Annotated in this window: 15 protein-coding genes and 1 tRNA gene; 1 reads left to right on the forward strand and 15 read right to left on the reverse strand. The window is 63.5% G+C overall.

Annotation, left to right across the window (positions count from 1 at the left end; genetic code table 11):
• Positions 1 to 83: 83 nt before the first annotated feature.
• From Y708_RS29820 to Y708_RS29180, 3 genes are all read right to left on the reverse strand, one after another.
• A complete protein-coding gene (locus Y708_RS29820) occupies positions 84 to 476 on the reverse strand; it encodes a peptidoglycan DD-metalloendopeptidase family protein (RefSeq protein WP_028280066.1) in 393 nt (130 codons plus the stop codon).
• Positions 440 to 1,147, reverse strand: coding sequence for a hypothetical protein (locus Y708_RS29825; protein ID WP_028280067.1), 708 nt, complete (start codon positions 1,145 to 1,147; stop codon positions 440 to 442). Before Y708_RS29825 ends, Y708_RS29820 begins: the two co-directional genes overlap by 37 nt.
• 135 nt (positions 1,148 to 1,282) lie before the next feature.
• On the reverse strand, positions 1,283 to 1,543 hold the full coding sequence (locus Y708_RS29180; RefSeq protein ID WP_155853832.1) for a hypothetical protein: 261 nt from the start codon (positions 1,541 to 1,543) through the stop codon (positions 1,283 to 1,285).
• Between the two features lie 132 nt (positions 1,544 to 1,675).
• Here Y708_RS29180 and Y708_RS30445 point away from each other — a divergent pair, with 132 nt between their 5' ends.
• Positions 1,676 to 2,236 (forward strand): AraC family transcriptional regulator, encoded by a 561-nt coding sequence (locus Y708_RS30445; protein WP_051478932.1) that lies wholly within the window; start codon positions 1,676 to 1,678, stop codon positions 2,234 to 2,236.
• Positions 2,237 to 2,840: 604 nt separating this feature from the next.
• Here the strand turns inward: Y708_RS30445 and Y708_RS0111630 are convergent.
• The 12 genes from Y708_RS0111630 to Y708_RS24565 all read right to left on the reverse strand — a co-directional run.
• Positions 2,841 to 2,913: transfer RNA gene (locus Y708_RS0111630), tRNA-Ala, on the reverse strand.
• 108 nt (positions 2,914 to 3,021) lie between these two features.
• Positions 3,022 to 3,720: a histidine phosphatase family protein gene (locus Y708_RS0111635; protein WP_253905793.1), complete on the reverse strand. Its 699-nt coding sequence runs from the start codon at positions 3,718 to 3,720 to the stop codon at positions 3,022 to 3,024.
• Positions 3,717 to 4,109, reverse strand: coding sequence for a ribosome silencing factor (gene rsfS, locus Y708_RS0111640; RefSeq protein ID WP_028280069.1), 393 nt, complete (start codon positions 4,107 to 4,109; stop codon positions 3,717 to 3,719). Before rsfS ends, Y708_RS0111635 begins: the two co-directional genes overlap by 4 nt.
• A 31-nt stretch (positions 4,110 to 4,140) precedes the next feature.
• On the reverse strand, positions 4,141 to 5,451 hold the full coding sequence (locus tag Y708_RS27535) for a hypothetical protein (RefSeq protein ID WP_028280070.1): 1,311 nt from the start codon (positions 5,449 to 5,451) through the stop codon (positions 4,141 to 4,143).
• A 21-nt stretch (positions 5,452 to 5,472) separates the two neighbouring features.
• The gene (nadD, locus tag Y708_RS0111650) at positions 5,473 to 6,081 is read right to left on the reverse strand and encodes a nicotinate-nucleotide adenylyltransferase (RefSeq protein WP_275451107.1); all 609 of its coding nucleotides are present in this window, start codon (positions 6,079 to 6,081) and stop codon (positions 5,473 to 5,475) included.
• A gap of 92 nt (positions 6,082 to 6,173) precedes the next feature.
• On the reverse strand, positions 6,174 to 6,413 hold the full coding sequence (locus Y708_RS0111655) for a hypothetical protein (protein WP_028280072.1): 240 nt from the start codon (positions 6,411 to 6,413) through the stop codon (positions 6,174 to 6,176).
• Between the two features lie 118 nt (positions 6,414 to 6,531).
• Positions 6,532 to 7,869, reverse strand: coding sequence for a glutamate-5-semialdehyde dehydrogenase (locus Y708_RS0111660; protein ID WP_028280073.1), 1,338 nt, complete (start codon positions 7,867 to 7,869; stop codon positions 6,532 to 6,534).
• Positions 7,870 to 7,902: 33 nt separating this feature from the next.
• Positions 7,903 to 9,051 (reverse strand): glutamate 5-kinase, encoded by a 1,149-nt coding sequence (proB, locus tag Y708_RS24560; RefSeq protein ID WP_035776110.1) that lies wholly within the window; start codon positions 9,049 to 9,051, stop codon positions 7,903 to 7,905.
• Positions 9,052 to 9,076: 25 nt separating this feature from the next.
• Positions 9,077 to 10,684, reverse strand: coding sequence for a GTPase ObgE (obgE, locus tag Y708_RS0111670; RefSeq protein WP_028280074.1), 1,608 nt, complete (start codon positions 10,682 to 10,684; stop codon positions 9,077 to 9,079).
• Between the two features lie 123 nt (positions 10,685 to 10,807).
• Complete coding sequence (gene rpmA, locus Y708_RS0111675; RefSeq protein ID WP_028280075.1) at positions 10,808 to 11,068, reverse strand: 50S ribosomal protein L27; 261 nt, start codon at positions 11,066 to 11,068, stop codon at positions 10,808 to 10,810.
• A 58-nt stretch (positions 11,069 to 11,126) separates the two neighbouring features.
• Positions 11,127 to 11,435, reverse strand: coding sequence for a 50S ribosomal protein L21 (gene rplU, locus Y708_RS0111680; RefSeq protein ID WP_028280076.1), 309 nt, complete (start codon positions 11,433 to 11,435; stop codon positions 11,127 to 11,129).
• Between the two features lie 281 nt (positions 11,436 to 11,716).
• Positions 11,717 to 12,885, reverse strand: a 1,169-nt coding sequence (locus Y708_RS24565; protein WP_035776113.1) for a bifunctional hydroxymethylpyrimidine kinase/phosphomethylpyrimidine kinase, incomplete at its 5' end; no start/stop codon positions are given.

Consider the following 12,885-nt stretch of genomic DNA (forward strand, 5'->3'; position numbering starts at 1 on the left):
GACATTGCCACCGCCAGCAGGCTCGCCGCCCGCCGTGAACCGACGGCGCCGGACCGCATTCGGCGTCGTCGTCGTCATCGTCGTCATCGTCCGAGCCCCCGCACAAGGTCGCCGGTGCGAAGCTCGCGGCTGTCGCCCCATGGCCAGGCACCGCCCCTGGTGATGTGGGCGTCTCGGAACACCATGGGGTAGGTACGGTCGGCGTTGATGCCTGCCGGTGAGTCCTGGACCTGCAGGTGCAGGTGCGGCTCGTTCGAGTGGCCGTTGTTCCCGACCGCGGCGAGTGGTTGTCCACTCCGCACGGCGTCCCCGACCTGCACTGTGACGCTGCCCTGCTTCAGGTGGGCCATCAGCACGTAGCGGCCGCCACCGATGTCCACCACTACGTGGTTGGCGCGGTCACCGTTGGTGCCGGCCGGGTTGTCGGCGTAGTGGTCGGCTACCCTGACAATCTTTCCGTCGGCGGGCGCCAGCACCGGCAAACCGAAGGTTGCGTAGTCGGTAAGTGGGGCGTCGCTTCCTCCCGTGTTTTTTCGCCCATTCTCGCCCAGCGCTGGAAGTCCACTGCGTTGCCCTCGTTGGGTGAGTGACCGTTGATCAGCGCGCTGCGGCCCCCGATGGACACGAACCACTCGCCAGCCAGTGGTGAGTCGAGCACCACGGCATTGGTAGCCGGGACAAAAACTGGGACGAGCTGGAAGGCAACGAAGCCCGACAGCAGGACCACGACCACGTTGGTCGCCACGTAGACGCGCCGGCGAGGGACTAACGCCAATGCCGCCAGCAGGACCAGACCCGCGGCGAAGGCTGCGAACATGATGTTGAACTCGACGGCGTTTAGGGTGTACCCGATCCGTGCGCTGTGCGTGCCGCCGGCGGCGAGGACTCCAGCCAGCAGGGCACAGAGCAGCCAGATGTTAACGGCCTGCACCAGGTGTGCCCGCACCTCCCGGCGAAGTGGATGGTGGAGCAGCCCGAGCTCGATCCGCCCCCGCCGGGCGTTCCATAGGCGCGACGCCGCCAATGAGAGCGGAAGGACGACGGATACCGCCGCCAGCCCATAGAGCCACAGGCCCTTCTCCTCGTAGAGGTAGGCAAAGCTCACCAGCGCCAGGAGCGCCAGGAGCGCTGCGCTTCGTGATGACAATCGTGCGCTGACGCGCCGCGTCAGCGGCTGACTCCTGGAGCGCGAGCGGCAACGCGATCAACGTCCCGGCGATCACCACGAGCGTCGACCCGGACAGATCGGGGAGCGACAGCCAGAACCAGCCGGAGGCAGCGATCACTGCCCCGGCCAGCCCCAGGTTGCGTGGGTCCGGATGACCGACCGCTTGGCTTCGTTGTCGTCGGAATCGACACTGAAGGCAAGCAGCAGACCGAACGGGATCAGGCCGGGCAGCCCGAGGACCAGCACAGCAGCAATGAACGCCAGCCCGGCGAGGACTCTCAGCACAAGCCTTCGCCGCTTCTTGGGCAGTCGGACTGAAGTGGAGAGCGTTGGTTCGGCGGCGGTGGAGGGTTGGGGAAGGACGGCGTGGGTCACTGGGATACACCTCTGGTTGGATCAAGCGGATGACTTCAGTGTGGAGCTCATCCAGATGGCCCACAAGGACAAAAAGTTGACGATACCGGCCATGGCAGCGACAGAGGCCTACCATGGATAGATGGACACTCGATGAATGAGCGCCGCGTTGTCATCGTCACCTTCGACGCCGCCCAGATCCTCGATGTAACCGGCCCCCTTGAGGTCTTCTCGACCGCCTCCCGTTTCCTTCCGTCGGTTCAGTACCGGACCGACATCGTCACCGTCCGGGGTGGTCCGGTGAGGGCGAGCTGTGGTCTGGAATTCGCGACATTCCCGATCCACGAGATCACCGGTCCGGTCGATACGCTCATGGTCGCCGGTGGTGCCGACATGGACACCGCCAACGCAGACGAGGATCTGCTCCATCACGTACGACTGCTCGCCGCGGACGCGCGCAGGGTCACCTCGGTATGCTCCGGCGCTTTCGTGCTCGCCGCGGCCGGACTCCTGGAAGGGCGACGTGCCACCACCCACGGGGCGGAGTGCGGGCTGCTCGCCGGCACATTCGCAGGCATCACCGTTGACGCGGACGCCATCTACGTCCACGACGGCAATGTCTGGACCTCCGCCGGCGTCACCGCCGGCATCGACCTCGCCCTCGCGCTCGTGGCTGACGACCACGGTCACGGCGCAGCCGCGACCGTCAGTTAGTCGTCTACCTCCAGCGCTCCGGAGGGCAGGCGCAGTTCTCCGCTCTCCTCGCTGGTCAGGCCGCAGACAGCGAACCGGTCCGCGACCTTCTATCCTGGCTGCGCGACCACCTCACTGAGGACCTGTCCGTAGCCGCACTCGCCCGACAAATCAATCTCTCCGAACGCCAATTCACTCGTGTCTTCAAGTCTGAGGTCGGAGCCACTGTGGCCGACCATGTCGAAGCCGTCCGTCTGGAGTCCGCCTGCCGGCTCCTGGAAACCACAAACAGGACCATCGAACAGGTTGCCAAAACCTGTGGCTTCGGAACACCTGAGACGATGAACCGCACGTTCCGGCGTCGCCTCAACACCAACCCCTGGTGACCATCGCCACCACTTCCGAGGCGATCTGCCCACGCGTTCCACAGGTCCCCCTGCGCGGACTCTGGTAGTTACACCCCGCGACGGTCACATGCAGCGTTAACTCAGATACCGTATACACGTTCCTGCCCCCATGGCGAAATCTCTGGTGATCTCACCCCCCGTAGCCGGGACAGCGTTTGGCCAAAGAAAAAGATCCCCTGGAAACCGGGGTACTTTCCCGTTTTCCAGAGGATTTCCAGTGGAGCTGAGGGGATTCGAACCCCTGACCCCCTGCATGCCATGCAGGTGCGCTACCAGCTGCGCCACAGCCCCAATTTCTTGGTGTTTTCCCGGCCAACCGCTCCGAGGCAACTGGTTTAGTTTAGTAAATTTTCGCCCCCGCGCAAAATCGGCCGAACGAGCCCCAGTAGAGTAAACGAATCATCCCTCGAGCGGCGTCGACGGCATCGATGCCAAGCCGACGTTGTGCTCCGTCAACTGCCACCGCAACCGCCCGTCGTCGGCGGTGTCCAGCTCCTCCAGTACCGACCAGTGACAGTTCGCAACACCCGACAGGGAGCCCCACAGCTCGGGAGGCATCCCCATCAGAGCTGCGAGTCCGGCCCTGATGGCACCACCATGGCTCGCCACCACCAGGGTCTTCCCCGGCGCCAGCCGGCTAACGGCGTCGAGCGTGGCATGTGACATTCTTAGGCCAACCTCCACACGGTTCTCCCCGCCGCCAGCACGCACCGCCGGATCTCCGGCGTGCCAGGCCGCCTGATTCTCCGCGAAACGGGAAGCAATCCGACTGAACGTCAGCCCTTGCCACTCACCCGCAAAAGTCTCACGGAACCGCTCATCGCGCTCGACGGGCAATCCGGTCACAGCAGAAAGCTCGCGGGCGGTGTCGTACGCCCGCGCCAGATCGGATGCCACAATCAGCGACGGCGAAACGTGCTTCAGTTCCGCAGCCGCGTCGATGGCCTGCTGCCGGCCCACATCATCAAGCGCAATGTCTTCCTGGCCTTGAAACAGGCCCCCGGCATTCCACTCGGTCCGGCCGTGCCGCCAGAAGATGATCCGGCGCAGCGACGAGGACAGACCGCCTGCCGCATTGTCCGCGGCGTGCGGAGTCACTCCGCGTCGGAGGATGCTGCCGGCACAGAGGCCTCAAGCTGCAGGTCAATGACCGGGCAGTCCCCCCACAAGCGCTCCAGCGCGTAGAAAACGCGGTCCTCTTCGTGCTGCACGTGGATGACCACGTCGATGTAGTCGAGCAGCACCCACCTGCCCTCACTCCGTCCTTCGCGCCGGACAGGCTTCAAGCCCTGCTTGGACAGCTCTTCCTCGACACCGTCCACAATCGCGTTGACCTGACGCTCGCTGGGAGCCGAAGCGACCAGGAAAACGTCGGTGATCGCCAGTCTGTCACTGACGTCGATGGCCACAATATCCTGTGCAATCTTGTCGGACGCGGCATGTGCCGCGGTCCGTGCAATTGCAATGGACGAATCGGTTGCGCTCACTGATCTCCTTGTGTGTTGTTGGCTGTCATATTCAATTGAATATCCCAGCGATCATCATGATGCCGGTGATGAGCGCCAACGCGCCCAAGCCAACGATTGAATACTGCATCATTCTCATCCGCTTGACGCGCGCCAGACCGGCAGTCATTGCATCGAGCGGCTCAAGTCCATAGGCGCTCCGCGCACGGATAGGCGTTGCCCCTTCCGATCCGGGGTTGCCTTGCCCCTGGACCATCGCTTCCGCCTGCGCCAGAACGCGCGAGCGGCTGGCAGAGTCCGGCGAAAGAGCAGATGGAGGCTGACCGACCTGCACTTGTTCCGCCTGCGAGGACACCACCGGCCGCTGTTCGGGTGCGGCCGGCTCCTGCAGAGCCGGCTTAGCCGGTGCGGGGCGCTGCGGAACAACTACCGGAGCCACCACGCCGTGCGTAGTGCCGCCCTGCCGAGGTTTCGTCCCGGTCACCACTGGGATATGCGATGTGACGGGTGCCCTGTCCACCGGTGAACCGGATCCCTGAACAAATCCGACCGGGGAAACAATCGAAAGGTTGTGTGCGGTGGTTGGGTCATTCAGTAACGGCTTGCGCTGCTGGTTCTCCTGGGTGAGCTGTTGAATCTTTTGCGCACGGGTGTTGAGTACGGCTGCGCGCTCGGCAAGGGCCTTCTGCTGCGCGAGAATCTCCAGATCGACGGAGAATGGGTCGTCGGTCCTGGACGCTTCCATCATCGCGACCTGGTTCTCCGCCTGCCCAATGATTGCTTCCCGCGCAGCAAGAGCCTGCTCCACGCTCATCAGATCAACGGCGGTTGCTTCCCCACCAGGCTGTGTACCGTCCGGTTCAGGATGACGACCGGGTTCGCTGTCGCGGCCGCCAATGTCCGATGCCGTGGGAGTGTGCCCCTCGGACTGCCGCTGAGAATGGGCGTTCTGGACCACCGGAACGCCCTGGGTACCCAGGGCAATCTGCTGCTGGCGCCGAAGTTGCCGCCGGGTGGACACTTGGTCGGCTTGTTCGGTGGGCGCCTGCTGATCGGACAGGGCGCGGTAGGTCCGAAGTGCTTCACGGTCGCGGGCCCTCGTCTGGGAAATGCGTTCCCGCGGGGCTGTGGTGGCGGGAGCATCAACCGGAGCATCCGCCGCACGCCGGCTGCGCCGCTCGCGCGGGACGTCCCGGGCCGATCCACCCGGACCGGAACCAGCAGTGGACCGGGTGTGCCGCTGCGCTGCGGCCGTCCCGGCACCTGCCTGTTGAGCCTGCGGATCGGTTTGTTGGTCGGCTGAGACTCCGCGCGCTTGTCGAGCCGACCTGCGGCTTTGTGCGGACTCGTTACCGTTGCTCATTGCTTTCTCACCCAGTAGTTGTCATGTTGTTGTTGATACTTCCGGCCGCGCTGCGCTGTTCCGGCGCGGACCGCCCTCTTTGTACAGACTGTGCTTCGCGATGTACTGGACCACGCCATCAGGAACCAGATACCAGACGGGGTATCCGCTGGAAACCCTGCGCCGACAGTCCGTGGAGGAAATTGCCATGGCCGGAACCTCCAACAGGCTGACGTCCTTCCCACGGCCGCGAAGCTCATGCCCCGGACGCGTCACCCCAACAAAATGGGCCAGTGACCACAGCTCATCCACGTTCTTCCAGGACAGGATCTGCGACATTGCGTCGGCGCCGGTGATAAAAAACAACTCAGCCTCCGGCCGTGCTGTCTTCAGGTCACGCAGCGTATCAATCGTATAGGTTGGGCCCGGCCGGTCAATATCCACCCGGCTTACCGTGAACCTTGGATTGGATGCGGTGGCCACAACGGTCATCAGGTAGCGGTGTTCAGCCGCACTGACCTCTTTCTCGGACTTCTGCCAGGGCTGGCCGGTGGGCACAAACACCACTTCATCCAGGTCAAACACCGCAGCAACTTCACTGGCGGCCACCAGATGCCCATGATGGATGGGATCAAAAGTACCGCCCATCACCCCTAGCCGCCACGGCGTCCCCTCCGCTCCGGGTGGACCCACCGGGCCCACACCGTGCAGGCCAGTCGCCTCCGGATGATCTGTCAAGGAAATCAGTGCTGCGGGTTCTCGCCGTGGTCATGCTTGTTGGGATGCTGGCGGTGCGGGTCCGAATGTTCCTCGACCGCCTCATGTCGGTGGCCCAGACTGGTGAACGCAATCGTCACGAACATCAGAACCAGCAGCCCACCCATAATCAGGGCTCCATACATGATCGGGTCCATGGGCAGCTGCACGTGCTCTTCTGCCGTCTCACCCGCAACGGCCGCGGCGTTGAGAAACTGGGTCAGCATCATTCTCCCCTTGGGATCTGTTTTTCTGCCCGCCATCATTCGACGGGTAGGTGATGAGGTTTCCTTCTATGTTACGCGCTGCCCCGTAGCGGACGCACACGGGTCAAGCGCATGCACTCTACACGCGGATCTGTCCTTCGCCCTGGATGATCCACTTGGTGGTGGTGAGCTCGCGCAGTCCCATGGGGCCGCGGGCATGCATTTTCTGGGTGGAGATTCCAACCTCCGCGCCAAGGCCAAGCTCGCCGCCGTCGGTAAAGCGGGTCGAAGCGTTCACGATCACCGCGGCAGAGTCCACGCCGGCAATGAACTGTTCGGAGCGTGCCAGATCATTGGTGATGATCGCCTCGGTGTGGCCCGTGCTCCACTTCCGGATGTGCTCCAGAGCGTCGTCCAGCGTGTCGACCATTCCAACCGCGATGTCAAGGTCCATATACTCCCTGCCCCAGTCACCGTCGTCGGCGGCGTCCGCTTCGACACCCGCAGGAAGGGCCGCCAGCACCCGCTGATCTGCATGGATCCTGACCCCTGCCCTGGACAGAGCGGTCAGCACTGCCGGGACAGCTGCAGCGTCCCGGTGCACCAGCAGGGTCTCCACCGTGTTGCAGACGCTGGGACGCTGGGTCTTGGCGTTGAGCAGAATATCAACGGCCATCTCAGGGTCGGCGCTCTCGTCCAGGAAAATGTGGACGTTGCCCTCTCCCGTTTCAATAACGGGGACTGCTGCGTTGGACACGACGGTCTGAATGAGGTCATGGCCGCCGCGGGGTATCAGCACATCCACCCGGCCGCGCGCCTTCATGAGCACATTGGCTCCCTCCCGGCCGTACTCATCGACACTCTGCACTGCATCCGCGGGGAGCCCGGATGCGTCCAGCACGTCACGGATGATACCGATCAGGGCCGCGTTGGTGTGCGCTGCGGCGCTTCCCCCGCGAAGAATCACTGCGTTGCCGCTCTTCAGGGCCAGACCGGCGATGTCCACGGTAACGTTTGGCCGTGCCTCGTAGATGGCTGCGACCACGCCAAGCGGCACGTGCACCTGCCGCAGCCGTACGCCATTGGGAAGGGTCTGCCCGCGGGCGACGGTTCCCACAGGATCCGGCAGGCCGGCGAGGTCTTCCAGTGCTTTTGCGAGGCCCGCAATGCGGGCTTCGGTAAGGCTCAGCCGGTCCAGCAATGCGCTGGATGTGCCGTTGTTCCGCCCGGCTTCGACATCCAGGGAGTTGGCCCGGAGGATGACGTCCTGCTTCGCTATCAGCGCCTCCCCGATGGCGAGGAGCGCCCTGTCCTTCCACGCCCGGTTGGCGCGGGCAATCCGGCGCGCGGCCACCCTTGAGCGGTCAGCGATATTATGGACGGCCTGTTCAGTGCTTATTGCCGAAGGGGATGTTGGACCCTGCCCGTCAGCTGTGTCGGCGGGGTGGTCAGTCTGCTGTGTGGTCACGTCAGTCATCACCCAAGTCTAACGAAGAGGTGCTGCCGGAGCCTAAGCGGTGGCAGCGGGCCTCAGCACCACAAGGTCATTGACGTGGACAACCGAGCGTTCGTATTCGCGGCCAAGTTCCATTGAGAGTTCGCGGGTGGTGCGGCCGAGCATGCGGGGCAGCTCGAATGAACTGTAGTTGACCAGTCCATGCGCAATCACGCCGCCCTTGCGGTCCAGCATCGCCACCGGGTCACCCGCCTCAAATTCGCCTCCCACGGAGACAATTCCCGCCGGAAGAAGGGAACGGCGGCGCTCCCCCACGGCCTTGGCCGCGCCGTCGTCAATTGTCAGGGTGCCCTGGATGTCTGCGAGGTGCGCAAGCCACAACAGCCGGATGGGCTGCCGGCGTCCGCTGGTGCTGAACCATGTCCCCACGTCCTCCCCTGCCAGTGCCGCCCCGGCGTTGGCAGCGGACGTAACCAGCGCCGGAATGCCTGAACTGGCGGCAATCGTTGCCGCTTCCACCTTAGTGACCATCCCCCCGGTGCCCACCCCAGCCTTGCCGGTTCGCCCGATTGTCACGCCTTCCAGATCAGCGGAACTGCGGACCTCCGGGATGCGCTGCGCACCGTCCTTCGGCGGACCGTCATATAGTGAATCGACATCCGACAGGAGAATCAACGCATCTGCCTTAACAAGGTGCGCCACCAACGCCGCGAGACGGTCATTGTCGCCGAACCGGATCTCATGGCTGGCCACGGTGTCGTTCTCGTTAACAATCGGAACGACGCCGAAATTCAGCAGGCGCTCCATGGCCCTGTGGGCGTTGGCATAGTGGGTGCGGCGGATCAAGTCTTCGGCCGTCAGCAGCACCTGGCTCACCGTTACCCCGTGGGCTCCGAAGGCCTGCGTGTAGCGGGCCATCAACAGGCCCTGCCCCACACTGGCTGCCGCCTGCTGGGAGGAGAGCTGGTTGGGCCGGCGCACCAGTCCAAGCGGGGCAAGGCCCGCCGCAATGGCGCCGGATGACACCAGGATGACTTCGGTACCCTCATTGCGCCGGGCTGCCAGCACGTCAGAGAGGGCTACCAGCGCCTCTTCGGAAAGTCCTCCGGAGATCGAGGTGAGGGAGGAGGATCCTACCTTCACAACAATTCTCTTGGCTTTCGCCAGTCCGGACCGGGTTTTCAGTGGGCGCTTTACTGTCATTGATTCCTTAGTGTCGGTTACAGGGTCAGTCTTGGCTGGCTGGTCCATCCGCGTCCCCATCCGCGTCGGCACCAGTATTCTTTGTGTTCGCCGGATTGTGCTTGTAGTTCACCGATTCCGTCCAGATGCCCGCTTTCCGCTCAGCCTCCAGCTCCTCGCGGGCAGCGGCCCTGGCTTCCTTGCGGCCCTGGTAGTCCTCACGCTTTTCGTCCCTGGTGGGGCGGATGAGTTCGCCGAGCCGGATGTCGGTTCCGCGCGGCGATGCCAGCAATTCAGCTCCACCCATCATGGTTGGCTCCCAGTCGAAGACGACGCCGTCCCCCTCGCCGATCACCACGGTGTCGCCGGGCTTTGCTCCGCTCCGGAAGAGCTGCTCCTCAACTCCCAACTTAGCCAGCCGGTCGGCAAGGTACCCAACCGCCTCGTCATTTGTGAAGTCGGTCTGCTTGACCCACCGCTCGGGCTTTTCGCCGAGAATGCGGTACAGCGGAAGAAGATTCTTCTCCTCGTTCCGGATGATGAAGCCCTTTTCATTGACCGCGCGGGGCCGCAGTACCGGCGCCTTCACCTTTGGCGGGGCAGCCTTCAGCTGCTCGCGTGCCGCCAGCACAATCTCGCCCATGGCAAAGCCGAGCTGGCGCAGGCCCTCATGGCTTGAGGCGGACACCTCAAAGACACGGTAGCCGCGGGATTCAAGCTCTGGGCGCACAAAACCGGCCATGTCCTTTCCATCCGGAACGTCCACTTTGTTCAGGGCAATCAGGCGCGGCCGCTCATTGAGAGGTACAACTTCGCCGTCAGGGCCGGCAAAGCTCATATCGACGGCGTACTTCTCCAGTTCGCGTTCAATAATCTCCAGGTCATTGAGTGGGTCACGGTCCGCTTCGAGAGTGGCGCAGTCAAGCACATGGACCAATGCGGCGCACCGTTCAACGTGGCGCAGGAAGTTGTGCCCCAGGCCCTTGCCTTCGCTCGCGCCCTCGATGAGACCGGGCACGTCAGCGATGGTAAACCGTGTTTCACCTGCCTGTACCACACCCAGGTTGGGGATCAGTGTGGTGAACGGGTAGTCGGCGATTTTGGGACGTGCAGCGGACATTGCGGCGATGAGGCTGGACTTGCCCGCGGACGGGAAGCCAACCAGGGCAATGTCGGCAATCGACTTCAGCTCAAGAACGACGTCGCGGGCGTCACCCGGGATTCCCAGCAGTGCAAATCCGGGGGCTTTCCGCTTCTGCGATGACAGCGTCGAATTGCCCAGACCGCCCTGCCCTCCGGCGGCCGCAATGAACTCGGTGCCCTCACCGACGAGGTCGGCAAGAACATCGCCGTCGCGCGTTTTCACCACTGTTCCGTCCGGGACGGAAAGCACCAGAGTCTCTCCCCTTTTGCCTTCCCGCCAGTCCCCCATGCCGTTGCCGCCGTTGGTGGCATGGCGGTGCGGTGCATGGTGAAAGTCCAGCAGCGTGGTGGTCTGGTGGTCAACGCGCAGGATCACCCCGCCGCCGTCACCGCCGTTGCCGCCGTCGGGCCCGCCCAAAGGTTTGAATTTCTCCCGCTTGACGGAAACGCAGCCGTGACCACCGGTACCGCCGGACACGTGCAGAACCACCCGGTCAACGAAGCTTGCCACGTTGAACTCCTTCATGAAATCTATTGTCGAAACCGAGTCTAACCGGCTTAAAAGAAGGTGGGGTGAGCCGAAATGGCTCACCCCACCTGACTGCTTTAGTGCCTGATGCGTTGGAGGGAAATGCTACTCCGCTGCCGCGCCGACAATGTTGACGACCTTGCGGCCACGACGCGTGCCGAACTCAACCGCACCTGCTTCCAGTGCGAACAGCGTGTCATCTCCGCCGCGGCCAACATTTGCGCCGGGGTGGAAGTGGGTGCCACGCTGGCGGACGATGATTTCGCCTGCCTTGACAACCTGACCGCCAAAGCGCTTCACGCCGAGGTACTGTGCGTTCGAGTCGCGACCGTTGCGAGTGGAACTCGCACCCTTCTTATGTGCCATTTGTTATGCCTGCCTTTGGTAAAGAAACTGTTGATCGACGAAAAGCTGCCAGCAACGGCTACTTGATGCCTGTGATCTTGACTCGGGTCAGTTCCGAACGGTGACCCTGGCGCTTCTTGTACCCGGTCTTGTTCTTGAACTTCTGAATGACAATCTTTGGGCCGCGGAGATTCTCGATGATCTCAGCGGTGACCGATACCTTGGCCAGATCCTTGGCCGCGGTTGTCACCTTGTCTCCGTCTACCAGAAGGAGAGCGGGCAGCGTGAAGCTGCTGCCGGCCTTACCGGTGACGCGGTCAAGGGTAACGAGGTCTCCCACGGAAACCTTTTCTTGGCGGCCGCCTGCGCGGACAATCGCGTACACCACTTGGGAACTCACTTCTCTCGACGTTTAATTCTGTCAGTACGTTTAATGATTGCGGACTTCATCGGCTGTTTTGGCCTCTAAAGACTGTCACCGGAAATCCGCTGTGCATCCGCGCCCCGGAATACCGGTTAGAAGGCGCGCGCACCGAAGATCCAGATTACGCCAGTTTGCAGGCTTCCCGCAAATCAGGGCTGCAGCGGCGAGTCGCCGGCAAGGTCACGCGAACCCCGGATTTCAGCTTACCGCGGTTCCGGCACCACCCGACCGCACATGCGGCACCGCTATCCATGGTGCCGGGGCGCATCGAAGAACTCCAGTTCATACTGCGCGGAATCGTCGAATGCCCTCAGCATGGAAGAGCGCTCTGCGGCCGACGCGCCGGCATACACTGCGTCGGCCACAGAAATTGCCTGCGCAGTTGCCTCGGCGAACGCGGGATCGGCGTAGGTCTCAATCCACGCGGCGTACGGGTGGGCAGCATCCCGCCCTGCCTTCGACCAGGCATCATGCAGGGCGCTGCCCACATCCGCGTACAGCCAATAGCACGGAAGGACGGCTGCAATGAGCACCCCGTAGCTCCCTCCAGCGCTCGCGGCGAGGAGGTGGTTAACATACGCCTTGGTCACCGGGCCGGCCTCCACTGGCGGTTGCCCTTGGAGCCAGGTGCGGTGGAGTTCTGCCTCCACCTGGATGCAGTTCCGGGCTGCTGTAGCCCAGAACAGCTGCTCGGTTTCGGTGGGGGCGAGCGCACTCGCCCGGGCCAGCACCCGGGAATAGCTGCCGAGGTACAGGGCATCCTGCGCCAGATAGTAGGCAAAGTGATCCGGGGCAAGACTGCCGTCTCGCAGTCCGCGGACAAACGTCAGTTCATGGATCCGGCTGCGCCAGAGGGCCGTCTGCTCCCAGGCGACCGCGCTGAAGGGCCGCAGCCGGCTCCCGGACGAGGCGTGGAAGTGATGGATTGGCCCGTTGCCCTGACCGACCTCAAGCTCGCTGGACCTCTCCAACGCACCGGTGAGCCAGCGCTTCACGTCAACGAGCGATTCCCACCAGTTGCCAGTCCGCGCCTGCACCGTTGCCAGTGCCGAAGACAGCGAGCAGCCCGTCCCATGGGTGTTGTCCGTCACGATCCGCGGCCCTTCCAGGACGCGGATCTGTTCTTCCGCAGTGGAGTCCACCAGTGCATCGGGACAAACAGAGCCGGGCAGATGGCCTCCTTTGACCAGCACCTTGGTGCCGGTCGCTTTCGACAGCCTCCGGCCCTGCTCCACCGCCTCGCCCCAGGTCGCCGCCACCGGCTCCCCCATAAGGACCGCGAGCTCCGGCACGTTGGGTGTCACCAGGTGAGCGAAAGGAAGCAGCGCGCGCAACGCGCTTTCGGCGTCGTCCGCCAGCAGACGGTCGCCACTGGTGGCCACCATGACGGGATCAAGAACGACGACGGCGGGAC

The sequence above is a fragment of the Arthrobacter sp. H5 genome, assembly GCF_000520595.1.
Lineage (GTDB): Bacteria > Actinomycetota > Actinomycetes > Actinomycetales > Micrococcaceae > Arthrobacter_D.

What these genes read in the sequence shown, in the direction of transcription:
- Y708_RS30445 (WP_051478932.1), top strand. Translation starts at nt 1,676, where the DNA reads ATGAATGAGCGCCGCGTTGTCATCGTCACCTTCGACGCCGCCCAGATC.
- Y708_RS27535 (WP_028280070.1), bottom strand. Translation starts at nt 5,451, where the DNA reads ATGAGCAACGGTAACGAGTCCGCACAAAGCCGCAGGTCGGCTCGACAA.
- Y708_RS0111655 (WP_028280072.1), bottom strand. Translation starts at nt 6,413, where the DNA reads ATGCTGACCCAGTTTCTCAACGCCGCGGCCGTTGCGGGTGAGACGGCA.
- Y708_RS0111660 (WP_028280073.1), bottom strand. Translation starts at nt 7,869, where the DNA reads ATGACTGACGTGACCACACAGCAGACTGACCACCCCGCCGACACAGCT.
- proB (WP_035776110.1), bottom strand. Translation starts at nt 9,051, where the DNA reads ATGACAGTAAAGCGCCCACTGAAAACCCGGTCCGGACTGGCGAAAGCC.
- rpmA (WP_028280075.1), bottom strand. Translation starts at nt 11,068, where the DNA reads ATGGCACATAAGAAGGGTGCGAGTTCCACTCGCAACGGTCGCGACTCG.